Below are 19,916 nucleotides of genomic sequence, written 5' to 3'. Positions count from 1 at the left end.
AATTATGTTTGGGCGGCTTAAAATCGTACCTTCACCTTAATAAAAAAAAACAAACAACATGAACAATAAAGGAAAAGGAATATTGGCTCTGCTAGGAGTAGCAGCTGGTGCATTTGCATTTTGGAAATACAAAAACATGTCGCCAGAAGAAAAACAAAGACTTAAAGACAAAGCCAACGAAACTGGCAGAAAGATTAGAGAAAAAGTTGAAGATGTTGAGGAAACAATTTCTGAAAAATACGATCAACTTAAGAGCTCTGCAAAAAAAGAAGCAAAAGACCTTACAAATTAGTGTAACAATTTTGATGAATGAAAAAATCCCGCCAAGTGCGGGATTTTTTTAGGTTGTAGGTAATGTTAAATTAGTTTTTTGTGACTTTTACAGCATTCATTCCACGTTGACCTTTTTCTAGTTCAAACGAAACACTGTCATTTTCAGAAATTTCATCAATTATACCACTTACATGTGTAAAATATTTTTCGTTATTTTCATCATCAATGATAAATCCGAAGCCTTTGGAAGAATCGTAAAAGGAAACTGTCCCTTTTCGCACTGGATCAAAAGCCTCTCGCTCTCCTTCTTCTTTAGGTGGAATACCAAGCACAATATCTTCAGCTTCAATCTCGGGTTTTAGGGATGGATCTGGTGGCGTATCGGTCAAGTTACCATTGTGATCCACATACACAAAATCTATCCCAGGTGTTTTTTCAGCCTTACGGGCTTCTTTCTTTTTTTGTTTTTCTTCCCGCTTTTTCAGCTTTGCTTTTTCTTTTTCTTTCTTACTGTATGTTTGTTGTGATTTTGCCATTTATTTTTTTTAATAAAAAAAGCCATCCACGGAAAGTAGATGACTTTTAAATTAGTTGTATGTAATATTATTTTTTATTGTTTTACCTAGATGGGTTTTAATAGTCTATCATCCTAACGTTTCCAAAGATACGGTAAATGAAGGTATAAAAATCATAAAAAGGTTAAAAGAGGAAAGTTCTAAGATTACTTATTCAATGCCTTCCCAAGTTTCTGGATTTTAAATTCCAATAATTAGTTCTCTAAAGTCCAGTATATTATTTTATAGAAAAATTATCATAAGAGTTTTGAGAAGAATAAGTTTTAAAAAAACAATTAAAAAGGTTTCAATTTCTCGGAATGCATTTCTCTAAGCCTTACAAGTTTGGGTGAAATGACTGCCGTACAGTAGCCCTGTGATTGATTTTTAGCATAGTAATCCTGATGATTATCTTCTGCTGGGTGAAATTTATCCAAAGGACTCAACTCTGTAACAATTGGATTTTCGTAATAAGGTGCCATCTCTTTTAAAACTGTTTGAGCAACCTCTTTTTGTTTTTCACTGTGGTAAAAAATAACCGAACGATACTGTGTGCCCCTATCCGCACCTTGTCTATTTAAGGTTGTTGGATCGTGGGTGGTCATAAAGATGATTAGTAAATCTTCATATGAAACAATCTTGGAATCAAAGGTAATCTGGATTACCTCCGCATGGCCCGTGAGCCCACTACATACTTCACGATAGGTCGGTACTCCCGGAACTTTTCCGCCAGAATAGCCGGAAACTACTTTTTCTACTCCCTTTACTTGATTGAAGACGGCTTCTGTACACCAAAAACATCCACCACCAACGGTCATTTGTTCTAAATTTTTATCTACCATACTTTAATTTTTATTGCTTTTCCAAAGATAGATACTGAAGTATGTGTTGTGCCTAAAGTAATGTTAAACCTGTTAATTCATTAATGTGAAATTTATTCTTTCGATTTATAATGTAATTTATATCTTAGAAAAAAATATAAAACAATCCTCAATGTTTAAAAAATTACTTTTCGTACTACTATTCTCAGCGAGTTGCACTCTCCTGTTTTCACAAGAAAGACCTATAGAAATTATCGAAGAAGCAAAGGCAAACCGTTTGTTTCTGTATGCCCTAAACAAAAACGAGAAAGATCTAGACGTTTTAATTACGGTTGAGGGAACCAATTTTCGCCAAAGCAAAAGCGTACCAAGACCCGTGCGCGTACCGGCTGCTTCAAAAGTACTGCTGACCAATTTAATTGTGGAAAGAAATAAAAGAGCTAATTACACCTATAAACTGCAAGTAAGCGATAGCCTTTCAAGGCGTGCTTTGCAAAGAGAATTTGAATCAATAAAGATTGAACCTAAAAAAAAGGTTATTGTTTACATTCCCGAAAACTGCTCAAGCTGCGATACTTTAGTTTCAAATCTAGATAAGAGTAATTATTTATATACTTCACTTCACTTTTCAGAGAAACCCGAATTAAAAGAACAATTGGCTCCAGCCTTTGCTAATTCTACAGTAAAAATAGATTCCATTAGTACCCCAATCATAAGCCTTGGAGGTGTATTACACGTAAAAATTGAGGATTACGAACAGTTATTGGAAGAGCTTAATAAATAATATCTCCTATTTCTTATCATACATCAATGCTGAATTTTATGTGGGCAAATATCTTTGTCTTGTAAAATTTTAATAACTAAATTCAGTAAATCTGAACGATAGGAAAAAACAATTTGGAAGATTGTCACAGCACATTCCGAAATCAATTTTAAGGTAAAACATATGATGATTTCTACAGTGACAGGAAGTTTTGAAAAATTCGATGGCAATCTAAATCGAAAAGATTTTGGGTTAACTTGGAGCGCCGTGACTGAAGCGGGAAATGTAGTAGTAAGCGACAAAGTTAAGCTTAGTGCATCTCTACAGTTTACCAAACAATAATTTATTATAATCTACTGTACCCTTTTTATCAATCGAGAGTTTTATTTCTTATGAATAAAGCTCTCGAATTTCAAATAAAAACGTTAATACCAACCACTTTAGCTTCTTAACATATATCAATAGATTACAGCTTTTTAGAATGTAATTTTACATTATAATCTTAAAGATAAAAAAATGAAAACACGAAAATTAGAACGCGTATTAACACCTCCCCGACCCCATATGGTTGGCGATGGGTTTAGGGTTCACCAATATATACCTTCCGCTTTGGGCGCAGGTTTTGAAAGAATGGATCCTTTTATAATGATGGATTACAACAGCAAGTTCTACTTTCCACCTACGGATAAGCCACGCGGCGTAGACGTGCACCCACACCGTGGATTTGAAACCGTTACCATTGCCTATAAAGGAAGCGTTGCCCATCACGACAGTGCCGGCAATAGTGGTGTAATTGGGGAAGGTGATGTACAGTGGATGACTGCCGCTTCGGGAATACTTCATAAAGAATATCACGAAGAGAATTTCAGCAAAGCGGGCGGCGATTTCCAAATGGTTCAATTGTGGGTGAACCTTCCGGCTAAGGACAAAATGAGCGCTCCAAAATATCAAGGCATTACCAATGGCCAAATGAAAAAAGTAGCGCTTCCCGATGATGCGGGAACAGTGGAAGTAATCGCCGGAGAATATCAGGGTGAAAAGGGACCGGCATTTACATTTACTCCTGTACATATGCTAAATGCAAAGTTGAACAAAGGTGGAAAAGCAACTTTCAGCTTTCCCCAAAACTTCAACACCGCGATTTTAGTAGTGGAAGGAAATATAAAAGTGAACAACCAAGAAGAAATACATACCGATGGATTGGGGCTTTTCGAAAACAATGGCGACACCTTTATCATTAAAGCGCTTGACAATGCAACGGTTTTGGTGTTAAGCGGTGAACCTATAAACGAACCAATTGCAGCCCAAGGCCCATTTGTTATGAACACGCGTAGCGAAATAGTACAGGCTATAAGCGATTTCAATATGGGGAAATTTGGGTATTTGGAATAATTTACAAATAAATAATCCTTTTAAAACTGTTGAATATTGATTTGACAGGCTTTTATATTGAATATTTTAGGTTGATTTAAAATTTTTATGTGCCAATTCCTTACGCACACGACTTAAACTTTCGGGCGTAATGCCCAAATAGGACGCTATCATCCACTGAGGTACACGTAACAATAGGTCGGGATACATTTCAATAAAACTTAAATAGCGTACTTCCGCAGTGGCGCCCAACAATAGGTTAATTCTATTCTGCATATGCCTAATGTGGTTGTGCAACAGTTTATCATTAAATCTTCTGAAAGCGGGGCTGGTTTCATTCGCCTTGCAAATAAAATCCTCGCCTATCAGAACCACTTCTGTGTCTTCAATTGCTTCAATATAACTTTCTGAAGCATCGTTAAAATACACACTGCTCCTATCAACAATAAACCAGTTTTCGGGGGCAAACTGTATTACGTGCTCCTTCCCCGCTTCATCAAGCATATAGGAACGCAACAGCCCCTTTTCAACAAAAAAAGAATAATTGCAAATGGCGCCTTTGGCCAATAAAAGACTGCCTTTTTCAATTTTTGAACGTTTTAAATCTGCTGAAACGCGCAGTATTTCGTCGTCGCTCATACCCGCGGTTTTCTTGAGATAGGTATAAAATGGAGCGGATTCTAATTGGCTTTTCTCTGAAATCATATTGCCCAAAATTTCTTGGATTTTAAAATTACGATATTCTTCGCAAAGGGCTACTTCCTTACCAAAAATACTTGTGGCACTTTTTTTGTTTTCTGAAGTAGGGAACACTAAACCACTTTCAATTATGAGAAATTCCACCACGCCCTCCGTAAATGCAGGCAGCATGGCCGACATTGCCTTTTTACTTTTGATTTTCTTTTTGGTAACCTCTATGATTCCGAATGACAAGGGAATAGCCCGGAATCTCCCACAGGCCTGCCCTCCCGGTGCCGACTGTAACATTCCCATTAAAAAAAATAATCTTTTCACCATACGCGTTAATGAAGCTGGTGCTATTATGGCAAATGAAACTCGAACAACAATTGTACAATTAAAAGAGGAATTAAAAAAATTTATTGATAATAACGCCGATAAAACTTGTATTTACTGTAAGGGTGAACAGTTTGCAGAAGCATCAGACAACCCCCAAAAAGCTTCCATTTCACTATCAATACATCGCGAAGCACCCTACCAAAGTTTTATTACGGTTCAGGACGAAATCGCAAAAGCGTATTTTGAATTAAGGGAAACCTACGTTTCTGAAGTTTTGAAAAAAGATGTTTCTACAATTACCGATGCCGAATTAAAAAAAGTACAGGAGGCCTATCCTTTCCGTATTATTGAGCCATCGCAGCAGCAGTAATAAATTATCCTTTCATTGCATGATAAAATTTTATTCTAAATTTATATCTACAATACGCATTGTGATGAACTGGACCTTTGAAAACTTTAAGCCCAAACTCGAAAACCTGACGCCCGAAGTTCGCGAAAAAGCATTGGATATTGCTCGCGAAATGATGGAAAAAGGTGGAATTTCAGAGGAAAAAGCTATTAAGGAAGCAATCATCCGTGCCGAAGAATGGTTTTATGATTGTGAGGGTTAAACTAAAAAAAATGAAAAAATTACTGCTCTTGATGTTTTTGGCTTCATTAAATTCCATTGGTCAAAATACAATAGAATATTTTACCCTTTCAGATGCTGCTATTAGCCTCACAAAACAAGATGTAATTTATGACCCTAGCTATTTTTCCATAGACTACCCAAATGGTGATGTGCCGAGCGATAAAGGTGTTTGTACAGATGTTATTATTAGGGCTTATAGAAAAATTGGCATTGATCTTCAAAAAGAAGTTCACGAAGATATGAAGGCAAATTTCAGTTTATATCCAAAAAACTGGGGGCTGCGAACTACCGATAAAAACATTGACCACCGTCGTGTTCCAAACCTTATGACTTTTTTTAAAAGAAAGGGTGCCGAAAAGCCGATTACCGCCCAACCAATGAGCTATTTACCGGGCGATGTGGTTTGTTGGAGCTTGAGCAATGGTCTTACCCACACTGGAATAGTTGTCAATAAAAAATCACAAGATGGGAAACGCAACTTAATTGTCCATAACATTGGAGCGGGACAGGTTTTGGAAGATTGTCTTTTTAAATTTGAAATTATTGGGCATTACCGCTACCCTTTATAGGGTTCAAACCATTAATTTTATATCTTTTTGAATTTAAAATAATAATCTACATTAAATTTTCAACTGATGACAAAAAAGAATAAGCAATTAACAGCGCAACAAAGTGAGGAAATTCTCAAAACCTTAAAAACCCGTTTTGAGAAAAACAAGAATCGCCATACAGCTATTGAGTGGACAAACGTGCGGGAAAAATTGGAAGCCAATCCAGAAAAACTTTGGTCGCTTCACCAAATGGAAGAAACGGGCGGCGAGCCGGATGTCGTTGATTTTGATAAAGAAACGGGAGAATATATTTTTTACGATTGCTCCGCTGAAAGCCCGAAAGGCCGCAGAAGCTTTTGTTACGATAATGATGCTCTGGAAGCAAGAAAAGAACACAAGCCAAAAAACAGTGCCGTAGGCTTGGCTTCCCAAATGGGCATCGACCTTTTAACCGAAGCGCAATACCGCGAATTACAACAATTGGGAAAATTTGACACCAAAACTTCAAGTTGGCTAAAAACCCCAGAGAAAATCAGGAAACTTGGCGGCGCAATTTTTGGCGACTTTCGCTTTGACACTGTGTTTGTTTACCACAACGGGGTACAATCATATTACGCGGGCCGTGGCTTTCGGGGAGTCTTGCGGGTGTAGTGTTACTGTTTTTCATGCTCCTCCAAATCTTTCCTTAAATCCAGTTTTCGAAGTTTCGGAAAGAAAAATCCGGTGCCCAACACTGTCAATATTGTCATTCCACCACCAAAAACTACTGCGGTAACCGTTCCCATCAACTTAGCGGTGAGCCCGCTTTCAAAAGCACCCAATTCATTGGACGACCCCACAAACATAGAATTCACCGAAGCCACTCGGCCACGCATGGCATCCGGGGTTCGCAATTGAAGAATTGTTTGTCTAATAATCATAGAAATTCCATCCGTTACACCACTTAGGAAAAGTGCAATTACAGAAACCCAAAACCAAGTGGAAAGCCCAAATACAATTATACAAACCCCAAAGCCGAATATGGCTGCCAGCAATTTCATACCTGCATTTTTATTAAGTGGAAAATGTGCAGATGTAAACATAATCAACAGTGCGCCCACAGCAGGTGCGGCTCGAAGAATTCCGAAACCTTCGGGACCAACTTTCAAAATATCCTGTGCATAAATAGGCAGCAGTGCCACTGCCCCGCCAAAAAGCACGGCAAACATATCTAAAGTAAGAGCGCCCAGGATTACCCGTGTATTTTTTACGAACTTAATCCCTTCTTTAAGGCTTTTCATAATAGGTTCGCCAATGTTTGGGTTTAAAATTGGTTTCTTCGGTATTTGAAGCAATAACATCAATGCCATCAAAGAAAACGCAAAAACAAAACACATAGACCAATGCACGCCAATCCAATGGATAAAAAACCCTCCGGCAGCGGGACCTACCACTGCACCCATTTGCCAAACCGAACTGCTCCACGTGGCTGCATTGGGATATATTTTTTTTGGAACCAATAGAGAAAAAAGGGAAAAGATTGTTGGCCCAAGAAAGGCGCGCACAATACCGCCGAGGAAAACCAAAAAGTAAACCAAATAGAGGACCAAATCGGTAGAAAGGCCAGCAACAATTCGAGGCCAAGTCAATAGGAATAACCCGAGGCTTACGACAGAAAAACCAAAAATACATTTTATAAGGAGTCCCCTTTTTTCGCTTTGGTCAACAATATGGCCGGCAAAAAGCGCCATGGCAACTGCCGGAATCACTTCCATCAAACCTATTATACCAAGAGAAAGCGGATCCTTTGTCAAACTGTAAACCTCCCATTCAATCACGACGAATTGCATAGTCCACGCAAACACCATCGCAAAACGGACCAAAAGAAAAATATTAAACTCCCGAAATCGTAACGCAGCGTAGGGATCGGTTTTCTTCATTTAAAAGAAATGGATTTTTTTAAGAATGAAAAACTTTCACGAAGAAGCTACTCCGCTCTTTCAAAAGTACTACACCAAACTGAATATGGCAATGGCATACAGATAAAACCGCACAAAACGAAGCAAGCCAAACAAAAGATAATTTCTGAACTTGTAGTGAATCATTCCGGCAGCCATACTTGTCATTGAAAAAGGAATAGGCAACAAAGCGCCAACAACAATCAGGAAACCTCCCCATTTGCGGATGTGCTTTAAATGTTTTTTCATCTTTCCCTCCATATAATTATATACGCGGGGAAGTGTAAAAACCCATTTTCCGATAAAGTATGAAATGATACCGCCAATGTAGGAAAGGGTTGCGAGTAATGTTAAGTAAAGTATTGGTTGCGGCATTTTGTCGCTCCAAGCAATAAATATTTCTGGCGGAACAAGCCCCAAAAGCGATTCAGAAGCAAGGAACACAAGCAGTATGTTTATAGGCGCATAGGTTTCCGTAATATAAGTGAAAAGATTGCTGAAGTCAACCACGTAAAGGTCTACAACAATTAATGCAGCAACTACCAAAAGAATCGGTACGATTGCTTTTTTAAGGCTTTGCCCTACAAAGGAATAAAAGCCTGTGTATTTATAGTAAAGATGGGTACGCTTTAATTTATTTGTTTCAGTTTTTTTTATGGTATTCATTTTAATTTGGGATAATTCTTTGGTGTTTTAATAAAATAAACTTCAATATAAACAATTGCAGTTTCCTAAGGTGCAAATATATAGCTAAAGCCCCTACCCCGCAAGCATTTGTCAATTGTTTGGCGGTTAATGGAATGTTAAACATTTAGAATTCAATTCACTATAAAAAACAACGTTAAAAGTTAATATTTCGTTAAATCATTACTTTGTATAACATAGTACTGTAACAATACTTCGATACTTGCGTCTTTTAGATATAACCCAATAAAACTATTTATTATGAGAACTTTAGACAGCAATCAGTTAACAGCAAAAATGAAAACTTCAAAAGCCTATTCCTGGAATTCAAAAAGAAGATTTCACTAAAAATTTAAACAATTAAAATTTTAAAATCATGAGAACATTGGACAGTAACGAAAAACAACACAGACCCATAAATTCCAAATCACATCTTTGGAATTCGAAAAGACGTTTTAAGTAACGCATTTCAAAAAACCAATAAGACAATTAACTATGAAAACCCTACGAAACATTCAAAAGAGAATTAAATGCGGATCGCAAAAACAGCATACGTTGAACTATTTAAACGCCAACAAGCATCTGTTTGAGGATCCCACAATCAGAAAAACATGCAGATACATTTATTGAGACATATAAAATCGAAAACTGACTAAAGCTGGATTGAAGAAATTTAATTCAGCTTTTTTCTTTCCCGCTATTTACATTGGATTTTGGTACAGGCTTTTTCTTTTCGGGCATGGGGCCTCTTAAATGAATAACCAGCCCATTCAAAAAATTCCGAAGAAATTGATCGCCACACTCCATATATTTTGGATGCTTCTCATTTCTGAAAATGGCACCCAATTCACTTTTTGTAACGGCAAAATCTACCAACGAACATATTTTTACTATATCCTCATCACGCAGTTTGTGGGCTACGCGCAGTTTTTTCATGATATCGTTATTTGAAAGCGCCATTATTTTTTAAGTTGAAAGGTTATTTTGCGAAGGTATCAAACTTATGCGGTAAAACTTAAATAGCTGTTATATTTTATTTAATATGTGTTAAATGGATGGCGGGTTTTCTTCATTTAAAATATCTTTAAAAGAAAAACCATGAAAATTACCAAAAAAGAGACAATCAAAAATAAAGATGAAAAACTTCCCTACAATCCAAATGTAACTGAACACGATAGGGATATACTTTCGCAAAAGAACATCCACGGCGATGGTGGCGATGACCAGCAGCTAAAAGACCGAAAGGAAAAAGTAGATTTTGCAGGAAAAGATTTAGACGTGCCAGGCCGTGAGCAAGCTAAGAAAAATAAAGGCAATGGCCTTCGCGATGAAGAGAACAAGCTGTTCAGTCAAGGCAGCGAAGACAATGAAAATTTGGAACAGGACAAACCTCTATAATTTTTTTACTTCCCGGTTGGCACCATATACACCGGGATTTTTGTTTTTTCCAACACGCTGGAAGCTACGGTACCCAGAAATATTTTTTCCAATGTTCCGTGGCTATGGGTTCCCATTACAATTACATCTGCCTTCCACTCTTCGGCATATTCCAAAATACTTTTTGCGGTATCACCTTCTGCTAAATGTGTGGTAATATCTTTCTTCCCTAAATGCGTTGCGGTTTTGTCAAGATAATCCTGCGCCACTTTTACAAATTCTTCCTGTATCCTGAAATCTACTGGAAAAGCATAGCCCTCATAGCCCATAAAGGGTTCGTATTGCATTCCGTAATAGCGTACATCGGCAAGCACGTGCAACAAGCAGATTTCAGCATCCATTAATTGCGCAAGCTCTTTTCCCTTATTTACAACTTTTTCGGAATTGGGATTATAATCCAAGGTTATAAGTACTTTTTTCATAAATTAAATATTTACTATAAAGTTAAAGCACTTTGTGTGAAATTCTAAATCTTTAATAAAATAATTATAAATATAAAATGTGTCAGGATGTTAACTTGCAGCTAAAACATAAGTTTTAACTCTGAATTCCCAAAAAACATTATTGTTTTACCACAATGGCCGTAGCCTTATTGCCGGTCAAAAGGTTCCACTCGTAAGATGCGAGCAGATTGCCGATTTCATCGTAGATATTTAACTGTGCGGTATTGGGCCCGGAAGAACCTTGGTTGAGCGCCTCAAAATCTATTTTATTAAATCCATCCTGCAAGGGTAAGTCAAAACCACGAAAACTACCTTCCAGTCTGGCCTGTGGTATGGCTATTTCGCCGTTCACATAAATACGTATCATATCGCCATCCACAAACTCGTGGTCACGATACATAAAGGTAGCTTTTTTGGCAGTGGTTTTAAAATCGCCCAAATATTGGTCTTTTCCGTACTCGGGCTTTTCCTCTTTATCTTTGGTGAAGTATTTTGGAGCTTTGTTAGTCCCGGAATACTCAATCAAACCATCGCCGTTTTGCATATCTATCTGCTTTTCTTTTTCTTTCCCTATATCAGAATTATCAGGGCTATTCGGACTTTTTGTATTGGAAAGTGAAGGCGCCTTAACTGATGGAATTTCAAAGCCTGTAGGACTGTTTAAATTTGTATCAGTAGCATCAAAACGTGCCGAACTACCAGGAAGATCTATTTGGGCAAAAGAGGCCCAACTCATTAAGATAGATGTGAAAAAAAAGATTTTTTTTACCATAACACTAAGCTTTGAATGTTGTAAACAACAATTGCACCAAAAATAGTATTCCCCTATGCATAATTAGGTCAAAGTTTAAAATTTATTTTTTCTGGTTTTTTAGTTTTCCTCTCCAAATAAAGAATAACACAATGGCACAGAGCGGAAGTACTATATATATAATTACATCTGCCGGATTTGATAAGTCTATTGGTTCTTCACTTGGTTTTGGAACTTCTGTGGGTTTTTGGGCATACAAAATAGTACCCAAAAAAAATAGGCCTGCTAAAAGAGTTTTTTTAAGTGTCATAGAAATTTTCTTTTAAAATAAATAAAAAAATTCATAGAGAAATTTTAACAACTTCTGTTAACTATTTGGAAATTACCCTAAAATGTCTTACTATGCCGTGTTATTATTAAAAACAGAGAGAATATATGAGACAACTTAAAATCACGAAGCAGGTAACCAACCGAGAAACTAAATCTTTAAACAGTTATTTACAAGACGTTAGTAAAATAGATTTAATAACAGCTGAAGAGGAAGTAGAGTTGGCACAGCGCATTCGTGAAGGAGATCAAGCTGCTTTAAACAAATTGAGCAGAGCAAATTTAAGATTTGTGATTTCCGTGGCGAAACAATATCAAAATCAGGGATTGAGCCTTCCCGATCTTATAAATGAAGGGAATGTTGGCTTAGTAAAAGCAGCAAAGCGGTTTGATGAAACCCGTGGTTTTAAATTTATTTCCTATGCCGTGTGGTGGATTCGCCAGGCTATTTTGCAAGCTATTGCAGAACAATCACGTGTTGTTCGTTTACCGTTAAATAAAATTGGCGATATCAATAAAATAAAGAAGGCCTCCATTCACCTTGAACAAAAATTTCAGCGTATTCCCACTGCAGCCGAAATAGCTAAAGAGCTTGATTTCACTGAGTCTAAAGTGAAAAGCTCACTTAAAAACTCAACGAGAAGTTTGTCCATGGACGCACCTTTTCAGGAAGGTGAGAATGATAACAACCTTTACGATGTGCTCAGCTCTGGCGAAAGCCCGAACCCAGACAAAAATTTGTTGCATGAATCGCTTCGCATAGAGATTAACCGTGCACTCGATACTTTAGCGCCCCGGGAGGCTGATGTGGTAAAACTTAATTTTGGACTTTGCGGCCAGCCACCAATGACCTTACAGGAAATTGGCGACACTTTCGATTTAAGCCGTGAGCGCGTACGCCAAATACGTGAAAAAGCAATAAGAAGATTACGACAGACTTCAAAGAGCCATATCTTGAAAAAGTATTTAGGCTAAACATAAATGTTAAAAATATTGGTACTGCCAATATTTTATGAAATTCTTAGGAACGAGTTTTATTTCTGCGGTTATCTTTATAAGACTAACCATCAAAACCAATGACCACAGAAATAATACTCGTTTTTTCTATTCTGTTAGTTACCATTATTCTCTTTGCTTTTGAAGTTTTTTCAGTAGACAAGATTGCAATGTTTGTTATTGCTTCCCTTGCGCTAACAGGTTTGGTAAAACCAGAAGAAGCTATTTCTGGTTTTTCGAATACTGCTACTATTACTGTTCTTTCCTTGATGATTATTGCTCTAGCGCTGGAAGACAATGGCGTTATAGCTTCACTGGCACGTTTTCTAAAAAACCTTCACGTGCTTCCACTCTTTCTTTTGTTGCCCGTTTTTATGTTTATTACGGGTGGAATTTCAGCCTTTATAAACACTACGGCGGTAGTTATTGTTTTCATTAAAATTATTTCAGAATTGGCCAAGCGGTTTAACGTACCGCAATCAAAATTACTCCTTCCTATTTCCTTTGCAGGTATTTTAGGAGGTAGCTGTACGTTAATGGGAACTTCAACCAACCTTATAGTAAATTCCGTTGCACGCGATTTGGGAGCGGAAAGATTTAGCTTTTTTGAATTTTCATTCTTTGGATTAATATTTCTGCTCGTCGGGATAATTGTAGTTACCATAGCGTCACGATGGCTACCGAAAGATTCAAAAGAGAATTTACGCGATATTTATGATCTGGAAAATTATGTGACCACGGTTGTAATCAACAAAAATTCAAATTTAATAGATAAAAAAATCGAGGATACTTTTCTGTTTGCCAATCCTGAAATTTCTATTCTCAAACTTACCCGGCGCAAACAGATAACCAATGCTCCCGGGCGCTACATTACTTTAAAAGCAAATGATAAGCTTTTGCTTATGTGCGACTTGGAAAATTTGGCCAAACTAAACGAAGCAGAAGGCTTAAGTGTTCACAAAACACAGGAAAGGACCAAAAAGAGAGAGACGTTAAAAAATGAGGATGAAGCCGAAAGCATAAAAAAACAAGACGACCTTGGATTTGTGGAACTGTTAATCTTGCCGGGTTCTATTTTGATTGGAAAAACATTAAAACAGCTCAGAAAACAGACTTTTCAAAGTGCGTTGCCTATTGCTATTAAAAAACGTAGAAATATACGTAATACCAAGGAGCGTTTGGTGAGAAAGGATATTGAACAAATAACTTTAAAACCTGGGGATAGATTGTTGGTGGAAATTCCAAAAAACGAAATAAACCAGCTCTATGAAATGGAGAATGTGGCGATTCTTAGAGAACATAAAACCAAACCATCTGTAAATAACAAAAAGCGAATGCTCTCTTTCGCCATTTTGGTTCTTGTTGTGGGTTTGGCAGCAAGTGGTATTTTATCAATTTTAGTAAGTGCGATTACAGGTGTAAGTCTATTACTATTAACCAGGTGTCTTGACCTTAACGACGTGTACCACCGAGTTAACTGGCAAGTAATTTTTTTATTGGCCGGAATGATACCTTTGGGCATTGCCATGAACAACACGGGGGCAGATAAATGGATTTCTGACCATTTATTGGATATTCTTAGCGGCCAGTCCAATATTGTAATTATTGGCCTTATATTTTTAATAACAATGCTAATGAGTAGTGTGGTAAGCAACAATGCAACTGCAATTATTATGACACCAATAGCAATAGCCGTGGCGGTAGGTCTCGATCTAACCATGAAACCATTTATTCTTGCAGTTTTATTTGGCGCCAATTTCAGTTTTTTTACCCCTATGGGCTACCAAACCAATACCCTTATTTATGGAATGGGTATTTATAAATTCAAACATTTTTTTATAATTGGAGGCATACTTTCCCTAATTTTATGGGTTTTAGGTACATTTATGCTTTCAACACTTTTTTAAATATATATTATGTCACAAAAATTTTCAATAAATGATTCAATTTCTAATCTATGGGACAAGCTTGATGGATGGCTTGACGCCATAATCCTTAAACTTCCCAACTTTGCATTAGCCATTTTGGTAATGGTAGCTTTCTACTTTATAGCCAAAGGCATGCGAAAGTTTTCATATAGAGTACTATTCCGTAAGATTACGGAGGAATCCATAAAACAGATGCTTTCGCGCATTATGTACGGAATCGTTTTAATTATTGGTTTCTTTATAGCCCTTGGTGTAATGCAACTGGATAAAGTACTTACCTCAGTCTTAGCTGGGGCGGGTGTAGTTGGTCTTGCAATAGGTTTGGCCCTACAAGGTACTTTGAGCAATACTTTTTCTGGATTGATGCTTTCCTTTTTGCCAAAAGTGCGCATTGGAGATTTTATTGAGGCCCAAGACAAGAGTGGTTATGTAGATGAAATAAATCTTCGGAATATTACGCTTCGGCAAACGGACAATGAGTATGTAATTATACCCAATTCAATTTTTATAGAAAACCCCTTTACCAATTATTCTTTATCAAACCGATCGCGAATAGATGTAAGCTGTGGCGTGGGCTATGAAAGTAACCTTCAAAAAGTTGAAGACTTAGTAAACAAAATTATTACTGAAAATTTTGAGCAAAAGGAAAACGAGGGCGTAGAATTCTTTTTTACCGAATTTGGCGATAGCTCAATCAATTTTGTTACCCGATTTTGGATATCCAGTACAAAGCCCAAGCCAAAACTGGAAGCAAAACATAAAGCAATTAAGCTAATCAAAAAGAATTTTGACGAAGCTGGCATCAACATTCCGTTCCCTATCCGTACCTTGGACTTTGGAAAAAATAAATTGCAAATGGCGCCCAATAAAGATGAATAGTTTCCTTTTATAAACATAATTTGATAAAATGTATCTACTATGAAAAAATTGCTAAGAATATTGCTCGCCGGTTGGGGTGCCAAGAAGATAGGCGGAGGCAAGTGCGGCTGCATAGGCACCATCGTTGTCTTCCTGATCCTTTATTGGTTGTTAGGCTTCGTTTTTGATGTTTTCTGATCATCCCAATCGTCGCCGTACTTAAGTATCGGTAAATTTTCCTATTAAGAAACGCTCCTAGAAATGGGAGCGTTTCTGTTATTTCAACATTTCCTTCGCTAAAAAAGAACGTAACGCAAGTATGGGGAATTTTTGGAGAAAACCAGGGACGTTTTCATTCCCGCCCAAGGTTCTATAAAATATTGCGCTATATTTATTCAATCAATAACTACAAAGCAATATCAATATGGCTATCGGGTACCGCATTGTTCGCAGGAAGAATCCTCAGAATTCCGCAGAAACGCAATATATTATGCAGCATATTTCCAAAGGAATTGTTGACCTAGACCAGATGGCAGCAGAGATAACAAAGGAAACCGCCTTTTCCGAAGCCGATGTAATTGGCGTGGTAACGGCACTATCCAGCAAACTCCAGCAGCATTTGGAACGGGGCAATAGTGTGGATATAGGCCCTCTGGGAAGGTATAAAATTGGGTTCAGCGCCAAACCCCTCCCTAACTCCCAGGCAACTTCCGTCCCCAAAGCAGAGCGCTTCTACATAAACTTCCAGCCCGGCAGCCGAATAAAAAGATGGTTAAAAACTGGGCTGACACTTCAATTGGAGAAATAATCAATACGCTTGGAGGCTAATATTCCAATTTTTTGCGGAGTGTCTTTTAACAAAACAATAGCATGCCTTAACTAATTTTTTGGTGGAAGGTGCATTTATATTTGCATTACAAACCTTTAAAACTTAAGTATTATGAAAAAAGCTATTGCACTAACCATGCTGGCAACAGCAATTTTTGCTACCTCCTGTGTATCAAAAAAGAAGTATGTAGAATTGGAGAACCAGTATAATGATACGCGTTCTACCCTAGCAAAGACCCAGCTTGAAAAAGAAGAAATTGAAGCCAAGTACGCCAAGATTGAAGAGCGCGTGGCTAGTTACAATTCTAAAATCCAGTCGTTGACCGATAGTAACAACAACCGCCTACAGCAGATTGAAGGGGTTGTGGTTTCAGAAAATGACAAGGAAAAAATGAGAAAAGCCCTCGCCAATGTAGATCCCCAAGAATTGGCACAGGCAAAGACCTTAAAGGATTCAATGAACCTTATTGTTTCCTACAATCTTAAAAAGAACCTTGACAACAGTTTAGTTGGCGAAGGTGAAGAAGATGATATCAAGATTGATATTGACGAAACAGTGGTAATGATTACCATTTCAGATAAATTGTTGTTCAATTCGGGAAGTGCCCGTGTAAATTCAAAGGCAAATCCATTATTGGAGCGATTGGCAAATGTTATTAACAGCGAGCCCGCCCTTGAGGTAATGGTAGAAGGCCATACCGATAGCCAAACCGTAAAGCCAGGGGCTTACATAAAGGACAATTGGGAATTGAGCGTGGACCGTTCTACAGCGGTTATCCGCAAGTTGCAGGATGACTACGGTGTAGCTCCCGAAAAATTGATTGCTGCAGGACGTAGCAGCTATCACCCACTTACCGAAAACGAAACCAAGGAAGGCCGCGCCAAGAACAGAAGAACGCGCATTGTAATCCTGCCAAACCTTGATAAATTCTTGGCCCTGCTTTCTGCCAACTAAAAAAGAAAGTAAATAACTATGGTAAAGGCGATCTATTGAAAAGTAGATCGCCTTTTTTATTCCTCCAAATAATCCTTTCTACTTTTTGCTCTGTTGAAAGTGGATTAGTTTAAAGTCTTCGGAAAAAGAACAGTTTTGTTAAAGCAATCACAAAAATATTTATCTTTAATCAATATATCAGATTTTAGAAAAATATGGAAAAGAAACTACTTTCCGACTTCTGTGAACTATATCTATACGATACCTATTCCATACTGCGTGTCTTTGAAAACCAGCATATTGACATAGAAAAAAATGATTGGATCCGGGCCAACTACAAAGCACATTTCGGCAAGAGACCGTTTGTGGTCATTGCCGATAGGAGATATCCACATACACTAGATTTGGACATTTATAAAAATGGAAAGATGCGGAACAAAAAGGGAATGGCCATCGTCTCAACCCGGGAAGCAGAAAAGGAAAGAGCTCTTGTAGAACAAAAACTCTTCCCTCATAGTTTTGCTTTTTTTGAGCATTTGGAAAACGCCCGCGCCTGGGCCCAATCATTTTCTTTCAAATAGACTATTTTGAAGGTGGCATAGAAGGCCGTACCTCAACCTTGCTCGGTAAGGTGCGGGGGTTCATTTTTAAGAGATCCACAACCAGCTGCCCCATATCTTCAATCTGTATTTTCCACGCATCTTCTTCATCGGGTTCATTACCATTAAAATGTGTAGAAACCGACCCGGGCATAATAGTGCTGATCTTCACCCCTTGGTCCCGTAGATCGAGCATCGCGGCTTGGGTAAAACCCGTAACGCCAAATTTACTTGCATTGTAGGCACTTCCGCCCTTAAAAAAATTGGTTCCCGCCAAACTGGAGATACTTATGTAATACCCTTTGTTCTTTTTCAATTGGTCCACGCTTGCCTTTAAAGAGTAGAACGGCCCCGAGAGGTTGGTATCAATGGTTTCCTTCCACTGCTCGATGGTGAGGTCTTCCACAGACCCAAAATGGCCAAGGCCCGCATTGGCAATCACAATATCCAAGCTGCCGAATTGTGCAACTACTTCCTTCACGGCGCGTTCTTGACTCTTATAGTCGCGCACATCGGCTTCCAGCCCTATGGCCTGTGCCCTGTCGTTGCCGTGCGAGTTTAGTTTTTTTGCGGCTTCTTCCGCAGTTTTTTTGGTTCTTCCGGTTATGGCCACGTTTATGCCCTGCTTGAGCAGTGCTTCGGCTATTCCGTAGCCTATTCCTTTTGTACCGCCTGTAATAAGTGCGGATTTGTTTTGTAAATCATTCATAATATTTCGTTTTTTCCAAAGTTACCAATTGTCAAGGCGAATGTTATTAAATTCTGCTTAAATTTGGAATATGAAGTTTCTGTCCCTTGCCCTTATCACCTTTCTATTCTTCAGTTTTTCTTCAGAAGAAAAGTTTCAGGAACCCTTAGTAAACCTGAAGGACCTTTCTACGGAATTTGTTTATGAAATACGCTATGCCACGCCAAACAATTTTATAGGAGAAACCCTTTACGACTGCGCCGAATGTTTGCTACGCCCCGAAGTAGCCGAGGCTCTTTTGCATGCCAACCAATACTTTTGTGAAAAAGGTTACCGCATAAAAATTTACGATTGCTACCGCCCGTTGGACGTACAGAAAAAAATGTGGGCCAAGGTGCCGCGCCCCACTTATGTGGGCAACCCCTATGGCAATGGTTCGGTTCACAATAAGGGCGCAGCGGTGGATATTACTTTGGAAACCTTGGAAGGCTGCTATGTGGAAATGGGCAGCGACTATGATTACTTTGGAAGGGAAGCGCATATTGACCACTATAATTTTTCAAAGGAAATTCTCGCCAATCGGAAACTGCTTATTGACGGTATGCGCATGTTCGGCTTCAATACCATCCGCACGGAATGGTGGCACTTCAGCTATAAAAGAAATTGGAGCTACAAAACCTTAAACATTCCCCTGCCCTGCGATTGATTTAATATTTCATTAGTACACTTTCCCCCGGTGAACCTGTAACTTTATAAAAAACAAAATATTATGAAGAACAAAACAGTAATAGTAACCGGAGCAGGTTCCGGTCTAGGAAGGGCAATCGCCCATAAATTTGCTGAAAATGGAGCAAATGTGGTAGTTTCAGATATTGCCGAAGATGACGCAAAGAAGGTGGTAGAAGAGATTACGGATAAAAAGGGAACGGCTTTTTTTATAAAAGCCGATACTTCCAAAGCCAAGGAATGTGAGCAATTGGTAAAACAAGCCGTAGCAAAATATGGCAAGTTGCACTATGCGGTGAACAATGCCGGTATAGGCGGGGAAATGGCCAAGACCGCGGAATATCCTCTGGACAGTTGGGAAAAGGTAATAGGCGTAAACCTGAATGGCGTTTTCTTTGGCACGAAATATCAGGTACCTGAAATAATTAAAGCCGGCGGTGGCGCCATCGTGAACATGGCTTCTATCTTGGGAAGTGTGGGCTCGCCAAATTCCGTGGCCTATGTTGCCGCAAAACACGGCGTGGTAGGCTTAACGAAAACCGCAGCCCTTGAATATGCTAAAGACAAGGTGCGCATCAATTCCGTTGGGCCGGGATATATTAAAACCCCCTTGCTCGATCAAATTGATGAAGAACAGCAGGAGCAACTGGTACAAATGCACCCTATTGGCCGATTGGGAAAACCCGAAGAGGTCGCCAATCTCGTATATTGGCTCTGCAGTGATGAGGCCAGTTTTGTAACAGGTGCCTATTATCTCGTGGACGGTGGGTACACCGCGCAATAGTTTTTAATCTCTGTG

At 38.4% G+C, this 19,916-nt stretch carries 27 protein-coding genes; 17 read left to right on the top strand and 10 right to left on the bottom strand.

All coding sequences use genetic code 11. From position 1 onward, the window contains the following. Positions 1-58: 58 nt before the first annotated feature. A complete protein-coding gene (locus tag LS48_RS06955) occupies positions 59-292 on the top strand; it encodes a YtxH domain-containing protein (RefSeq protein ID WP_062621365.1) in 234 nt (77 codons plus the stop codon). A gap of 70 nt (positions 293-362) precedes the next feature. Here the strand turns inward: LS48_RS06955 and LS48_RS06950 are convergent, their stop codons facing one another. Together LS48_RS06950 and msrA are read right to left on the bottom strand one after the other, a co-directional pair. Further along, positions 363-809: a cold-shock protein gene (locus LS48_RS06950; RefSeq protein ID WP_062621362.1), complete on the bottom strand. Its 447-nt coding sequence runs from the start codon at positions 807-809 to the stop codon at positions 363-365. A gap of 314 nt (positions 810-1,123) precedes the next feature. Further along, on the bottom strand, positions 1,124-1,669 hold the full coding sequence (gene msrA, locus LS48_RS06945; RefSeq protein ID WP_062621361.1) for a peptide-methionine (S)-S-oxide reductase MsrA: 546 nt from the start codon (positions 1,667-1,669) through the stop codon (positions 1,124-1,126). 151 nt (positions 1,670-1,820) lie between these two features. Between msrA and LS48_RS06940 the strand changes: the two genes are divergently transcribed. The 3 genes from LS48_RS06940 to LS48_RS06935 all read left to right on the top strand — a co-directional run bounded on the left by LS48_RS06940 (position 1,821) and on the right by LS48_RS06935 (position 3,803). Beyond that, entirely contained in the window at positions 1,821-2,432 is a 612-nt protein-coding gene (locus tag LS48_RS06940; protein ID WP_062621359.1) for a hypothetical protein, read from the top strand. 111 nt (positions 2,433-2,543) lie between these two features. Then, on the top strand, positions 2,544-2,753 hold the full coding sequence (locus LS48_RS15075) for a YceI family protein (RefSeq protein ID WP_078056382.1): 210 nt from the start codon (positions 2,544-2,546) through the stop codon (positions 2,751-2,753). A gap of 174 nt (positions 2,754-2,927) precedes the next feature. Then, the gene (locus tag LS48_RS06935; RefSeq protein WP_062621357.1) at positions 2,928-3,803 is read left to right on the top strand and encodes a pirin family protein; all 876 of its coding nucleotides are present in this window, start codon (positions 2,928-2,930) and stop codon (positions 3,801-3,803) included. Between the two features lie 66 nt (positions 3,804-3,869). On the opposite strand, the gene LS48_RS06930 is transcribed toward LS48_RS06935, so the two are convergent. Then, a complete protein-coding gene (locus LS48_RS06930) occupies positions 3,870-4,421 on the bottom strand; it encodes a Crp/Fnr family transcriptional regulator (RefSeq protein ID WP_062621530.1) in 552 nt (183 codons plus the stop codon). Between the two features lie 190 nt (positions 4,422-4,611). Here LS48_RS06930 and LS48_RS06925 point away from each other — a divergent pair, with 190 nt between their 5' ends. From LS48_RS06925 to LS48_RS06915, 4 genes are all read left to right on the top strand, one after another. Then, a complete protein-coding gene (locus LS48_RS06925; protein WP_062621355.1) occupies positions 4,612-5,169 on the top strand; it encodes an ExbD/TolR family protein in 558 nt (185 codons plus the stop codon). Between the two features lie 19 nt (positions 5,170-5,188). Beyond that, a complete protein-coding gene (locus LS48_RS15245) occupies positions 5,189-5,410 on the top strand; it encodes a hypothetical protein (RefSeq protein WP_131807704.1) in 222 nt (73 codons plus the stop codon). 10 nt (positions 5,411-5,420) lie between these two features. Further along, complete coding sequence (locus LS48_RS06920; protein ID WP_078056381.1) at positions 5,421-5,999, top strand: DUF1287 domain-containing protein; 579 nt, start codon at positions 5,421-5,423, stop codon at positions 5,997-5,999. Positions 6,000-6,065: 66 nt separating this feature from the next. Then, positions 6,066-6,632: a DUF4256 domain-containing protein gene (locus LS48_RS06915; RefSeq protein ID WP_062621351.1), complete on the top strand. Its 567-nt coding sequence runs from the start codon at positions 6,066-6,068 to the stop codon at positions 6,630-6,632. A gap of 2 nt (positions 6,633-6,634) precedes the next feature. Here LS48_RS06915 and LS48_RS06910 read toward each other — a convergent pair whose 3' ends face one another. From LS48_RS06910 to LS48_RS06900, 3 genes are all read right to left on the bottom strand, one after another. Then, the gene (locus tag LS48_RS06910; RefSeq protein ID WP_062621349.1) at positions 6,635-7,900 is read right to left on the bottom strand and encodes an MFS transporter; all 1,266 of its coding nucleotides are present in this window, start codon (positions 7,898-7,900) and stop codon (positions 6,635-6,637) included. 69 nt (positions 7,901-7,969) lie between these two features. After that, complete coding sequence (locus LS48_RS06905) at positions 7,970-8,584, bottom strand: YqaA family protein (protein WP_062621347.1); 615 nt, start codon at positions 8,582-8,584, stop codon at positions 7,970-7,972. Between the two features lie 696 nt (positions 8,585-9,280). After that, entirely contained in the window at positions 9,281-9,562 is a 282-nt protein-coding gene (locus tag LS48_RS06900) for a DUF1456 family protein (protein WP_062621345.1), read from the bottom strand. 138 nt (positions 9,563-9,700) lie between these two features. Here LS48_RS06900 and LS48_RS06895 point away from each other — a divergent pair, with 138 nt between their 5' ends. Beyond that, positions 9,701-10,000: a hypothetical protein gene (locus LS48_RS06895; RefSeq protein ID WP_062621343.1), complete on the top strand. Its 300-nt coding sequence runs from the start codon at positions 9,701-9,703 to the stop codon at positions 9,998-10,000. 5 nt (positions 10,001-10,005) lie between these two features. Here the strand turns inward: LS48_RS06895 and LS48_RS06890 are convergent, their stop codons facing one another. The 3 genes from LS48_RS06890 to LS48_RS06880 form a co-directional block, all read right to left on the bottom strand. Beyond that, a complete protein-coding gene (locus LS48_RS06890; RefSeq protein WP_062621341.1) occupies positions 10,006-10,461 on the bottom strand; it encodes a universal stress protein in 456 nt (151 codons plus the stop codon). A 139-nt stretch (positions 10,462-10,600) separates the two neighbouring features. Then, on the bottom strand, positions 10,601-11,254 hold the full coding sequence (locus LS48_RS06885) for a hypothetical protein (RefSeq protein ID WP_062621339.1): 654 nt from the start codon (positions 11,252-11,254) through the stop codon (positions 10,601-10,603). An 82-nt stretch (positions 11,255-11,336) separates the two neighbouring features. Beyond that, the gene (locus tag LS48_RS06880) at positions 11,337-11,543 is read right to left on the bottom strand and encodes a hypothetical protein (protein ID WP_062621337.1); all 207 of its coding nucleotides are present in this window, start codon (positions 11,541-11,543) and stop codon (positions 11,337-11,339) included. Between the two features lie 125 nt (positions 11,544-11,668). Between LS48_RS06880 and LS48_RS06875 the strand changes: the two genes are divergently transcribed. From LS48_RS06875 to LS48_RS06850, 6 genes are all read left to right on the top strand, one after another. Next, positions 11,669-12,535, top strand: coding sequence for a sigma-70 family RNA polymerase sigma factor (locus LS48_RS06875; RefSeq protein WP_062621335.1), 867 nt, complete (start codon positions 11,669-11,671; stop codon positions 12,533-12,535). A gap of 101 nt (positions 12,536-12,636) precedes the next feature. Further along, on the top strand, positions 12,637-14,463 hold the full coding sequence (locus LS48_RS06870) for an SLC13 family permease (RefSeq protein WP_062621327.1): 1,827 nt from the start codon (positions 12,637-12,639) through the stop codon (positions 14,461-14,463). A gap of 9 nt (positions 14,464-14,472) precedes the next feature. Continuing rightward, the gene (locus LS48_RS06865; protein WP_062621326.1) at positions 14,473-15,363 is read left to right on the top strand and encodes a mechanosensitive ion channel family protein; all 891 of its coding nucleotides are present in this window, start codon (positions 14,473-14,475) and stop codon (positions 15,361-15,363) included. A gap of 403 nt (positions 15,364-15,766) precedes the next feature. After that, positions 15,767-16,150, top strand: a complete 384-nt coding sequence (locus LS48_RS06860) for an HU family DNA-binding protein (RefSeq protein ID WP_062621325.1) — start codon at positions 15,767-15,769, stop codon at positions 16,148-16,150. 132 nt (positions 16,151-16,282) lie between these two features. Then, the gene (locus LS48_RS06855; protein ID WP_062621323.1) at positions 16,283-17,125 is read left to right on the top strand and encodes an OmpA/MotB family protein; all 843 of its coding nucleotides are present in this window, start codon (positions 16,283-16,285) and stop codon (positions 17,123-17,125) included. Between the two features lie 194 nt (positions 17,126-17,319). After that, positions 17,320-17,685 (top strand): hypothetical protein, encoded by a 366-nt coding sequence (locus LS48_RS06850; RefSeq protein WP_062621319.1) that lies wholly within the window; start codon positions 17,320-17,322, stop codon positions 17,683-17,685. 1 nt (position 17,686) lies between these two features. Here the strand turns inward: LS48_RS06850 and LS48_RS06845 are convergent, their stop codons facing one another. Then, positions 17,687-18,412 (bottom strand): SDR family oxidoreductase, encoded by a 726-nt coding sequence (locus tag LS48_RS06845; RefSeq protein ID WP_062621317.1) that lies wholly within the window; start codon positions 18,410-18,412, stop codon positions 17,687-17,689. A 70-nt stretch (positions 18,413-18,482) separates the two neighbouring features. Here LS48_RS06845 and LS48_RS06840 point away from each other — a divergent pair, with 70 nt between their 5' ends. After that, positions 18,483-19,097, top strand: a complete 615-nt coding sequence (locus LS48_RS06840; protein WP_062621315.1) for a M15 family metallopeptidase — start codon at positions 18,483-18,485, stop codon at positions 19,095-19,097. Positions 19,098-19,160: 63 nt separating this feature from the next. Further along, positions 19,161-19,901 carry an SDR family NAD(P)-dependent oxidoreductase gene (locus LS48_RS06835; RefSeq protein WP_062621313.1) on the top strand — a complete coding sequence of 247 codons (741 nt, stop codon included), beginning with the start codon at positions 19,161-19,163 and terminating at the stop codon, positions 19,899-19,901. Positions 19,902-19,916 lie beyond the last annotated feature (15 nt).

This window comes from Aequorivita aquimaris (assembly GCF_001573155.1).
In the GTDB taxonomy this organism is placed as follows: domain Bacteria; phylum Bacteroidota; class Bacteroidia; order Flavobacteriales; family Flavobacteriaceae; genus Aequorivita; species Aequorivita aquimaris.
This window is presented reverse-complemented; position numbering and strand designations above follow the sequence as displayed.

Bases quoted from the DNA above. Each gene is read 5' to 3' on its own strand.
- LS48_RS06955 (WP_062621365.1), top strand. From the start codon at position 59: ATGAACAATAAAGGAAAAGGAATATTGGCTCTGCTAGGAGTAGCAGCT.
- LS48_RS06950 (WP_062621362.1), bottom strand. From the start codon at position 809: ATGGCAAAATCACAACAAACATACAGTAAGAAAGAAAAAGAAAAAGCA.
- msrA (WP_062621361.1), bottom strand. From the start codon at position 1,669: ATGGTAGATAAAAATTTAGAACAAATGACCGTTGGTGGTGGATGTTTT.
- LS48_RS06940 (WP_062621359.1), top strand. From the start codon at position 1,821: ATGTTTAAAAAATTACTTTTCGTACTACTATTCTCAGCGAGTTGCACT.
- LS48_RS06935 (WP_062621357.1), top strand. From the start codon at position 2,928: ATGAAAACACGAAAATTAGAACGCGTATTAACACCTCCCCGACCCCAT.
- LS48_RS06930 (WP_062621530.1), bottom strand. From the start codon at position 4,421: ATGAGCGACGACGAAATACTGCGCGTTTCAGCAGATTTAAAACGTTCA.
- LS48_RS06925 (WP_062621355.1), top strand. From the start codon at position 4,612: ATGAGAAATTCCACCACGCCCTCCGTAAATGCAGGCAGCATGGCCGAC.
- LS48_RS15245 (WP_131807704.1), top strand. From the start codon at position 5,189: ATGATAAAATTTTATTCTAAATTTATATCTACAATACGCATTGTGATG.
- LS48_RS06920 (WP_078056381.1), top strand. From the start codon at position 5,421: ATGAAAAAATTACTGCTCTTGATGTTTTTGGCTTCATTAAATTCCATT.
- LS48_RS06915 (WP_062621351.1), top strand. From the start codon at position 6,066: ATGACAAAAAAGAATAAGCAATTAACAGCGCAACAAAGTGAGGAAATT.
- LS48_RS06910 (WP_062621349.1), bottom strand. From the start codon at position 7,900: ATGAAGAAAACCGATCCCTACGCTGCGTTACGATTTCGGGAGTTTAAT.
- LS48_RS06905 (WP_062621347.1), bottom strand. From the start codon at position 8,584: ATGAATACCATAAAAAAAACTGAAACAAATAAATTAAAGCGTACCCAT.
- LS48_RS06900 (WP_062621345.1), bottom strand. From the start codon at position 9,562: ATGGCGCTTTCAAATAACGATATCATGAAAAAACTGCGCGTAGCCCAC.
- LS48_RS06895 (WP_062621343.1), top strand. From the start codon at position 9,701: ATGAAAATTACCAAAAAAGAGACAATCAAAAATAAAGATGAAAAACTT.
- LS48_RS06890 (WP_062621341.1), bottom strand. From the start codon at position 10,461: ATGAAAAAAGTACTTATAACCTTGGATTATAATCCCAATTCCGAAAAA.
- LS48_RS06885 (WP_062621339.1), bottom strand. From the start codon at position 11,254: ATGGTAAAAAAAATCTTTTTTTTCACATCTATCTTAATGAGTTGGGCC.
- LS48_RS06880 (WP_062621337.1), bottom strand. From the start codon at position 11,543: ATGACACTTAAAAAAACTCTTTTAGCAGGCCTATTTTTTTTGGGTACT.
- LS48_RS06875 (WP_062621335.1), top strand. From the start codon at position 11,669: ATGAGACAACTTAAAATCACGAAGCAGGTAACCAACCGAGAAACTAAA.
- LS48_RS06870 (WP_062621327.1), top strand. From the start codon at position 12,637: ATGACCACAGAAATAATACTCGTTTTTTCTATTCTGTTAGTTACCATT.
- LS48_RS06865 (WP_062621326.1), top strand. From the start codon at position 14,473: ATGTCACAAAAATTTTCAATAAATGATTCAATTTCTAATCTATGGGAC.
- LS48_RS06860 (WP_062621325.1), top strand. From the start codon at position 15,767: ATGGCTATCGGGTACCGCATTGTTCGCAGGAAGAATCCTCAGAATTCC.
- LS48_RS06855 (WP_062621323.1), top strand. From the start codon at position 16,283: ATGAAAAAAGCTATTGCACTAACCATGCTGGCAACAGCAATTTTTGCT.
- LS48_RS06850 (WP_062621319.1), top strand. From the start codon at position 17,320: ATGGAAAAGAAACTACTTTCCGACTTCTGTGAACTATATCTATACGAT.
- LS48_RS06845 (WP_062621317.1), bottom strand. From the start codon at position 18,412: ATGAATGATTTACAAAACAAATCCGCACTTATTACAGGCGGTACAAAA.
- LS48_RS06840 (WP_062621315.1), top strand. From the start codon at position 18,483: ATGAAGTTTCTGTCCCTTGCCCTTATCACCTTTCTATTCTTCAGTTTT.
- LS48_RS06835 (WP_062621313.1), top strand. From the start codon at position 19,161: ATGAAGAACAAAACAGTAATAGTAACCGGAGCAGGTTCCGGTCTAGGA.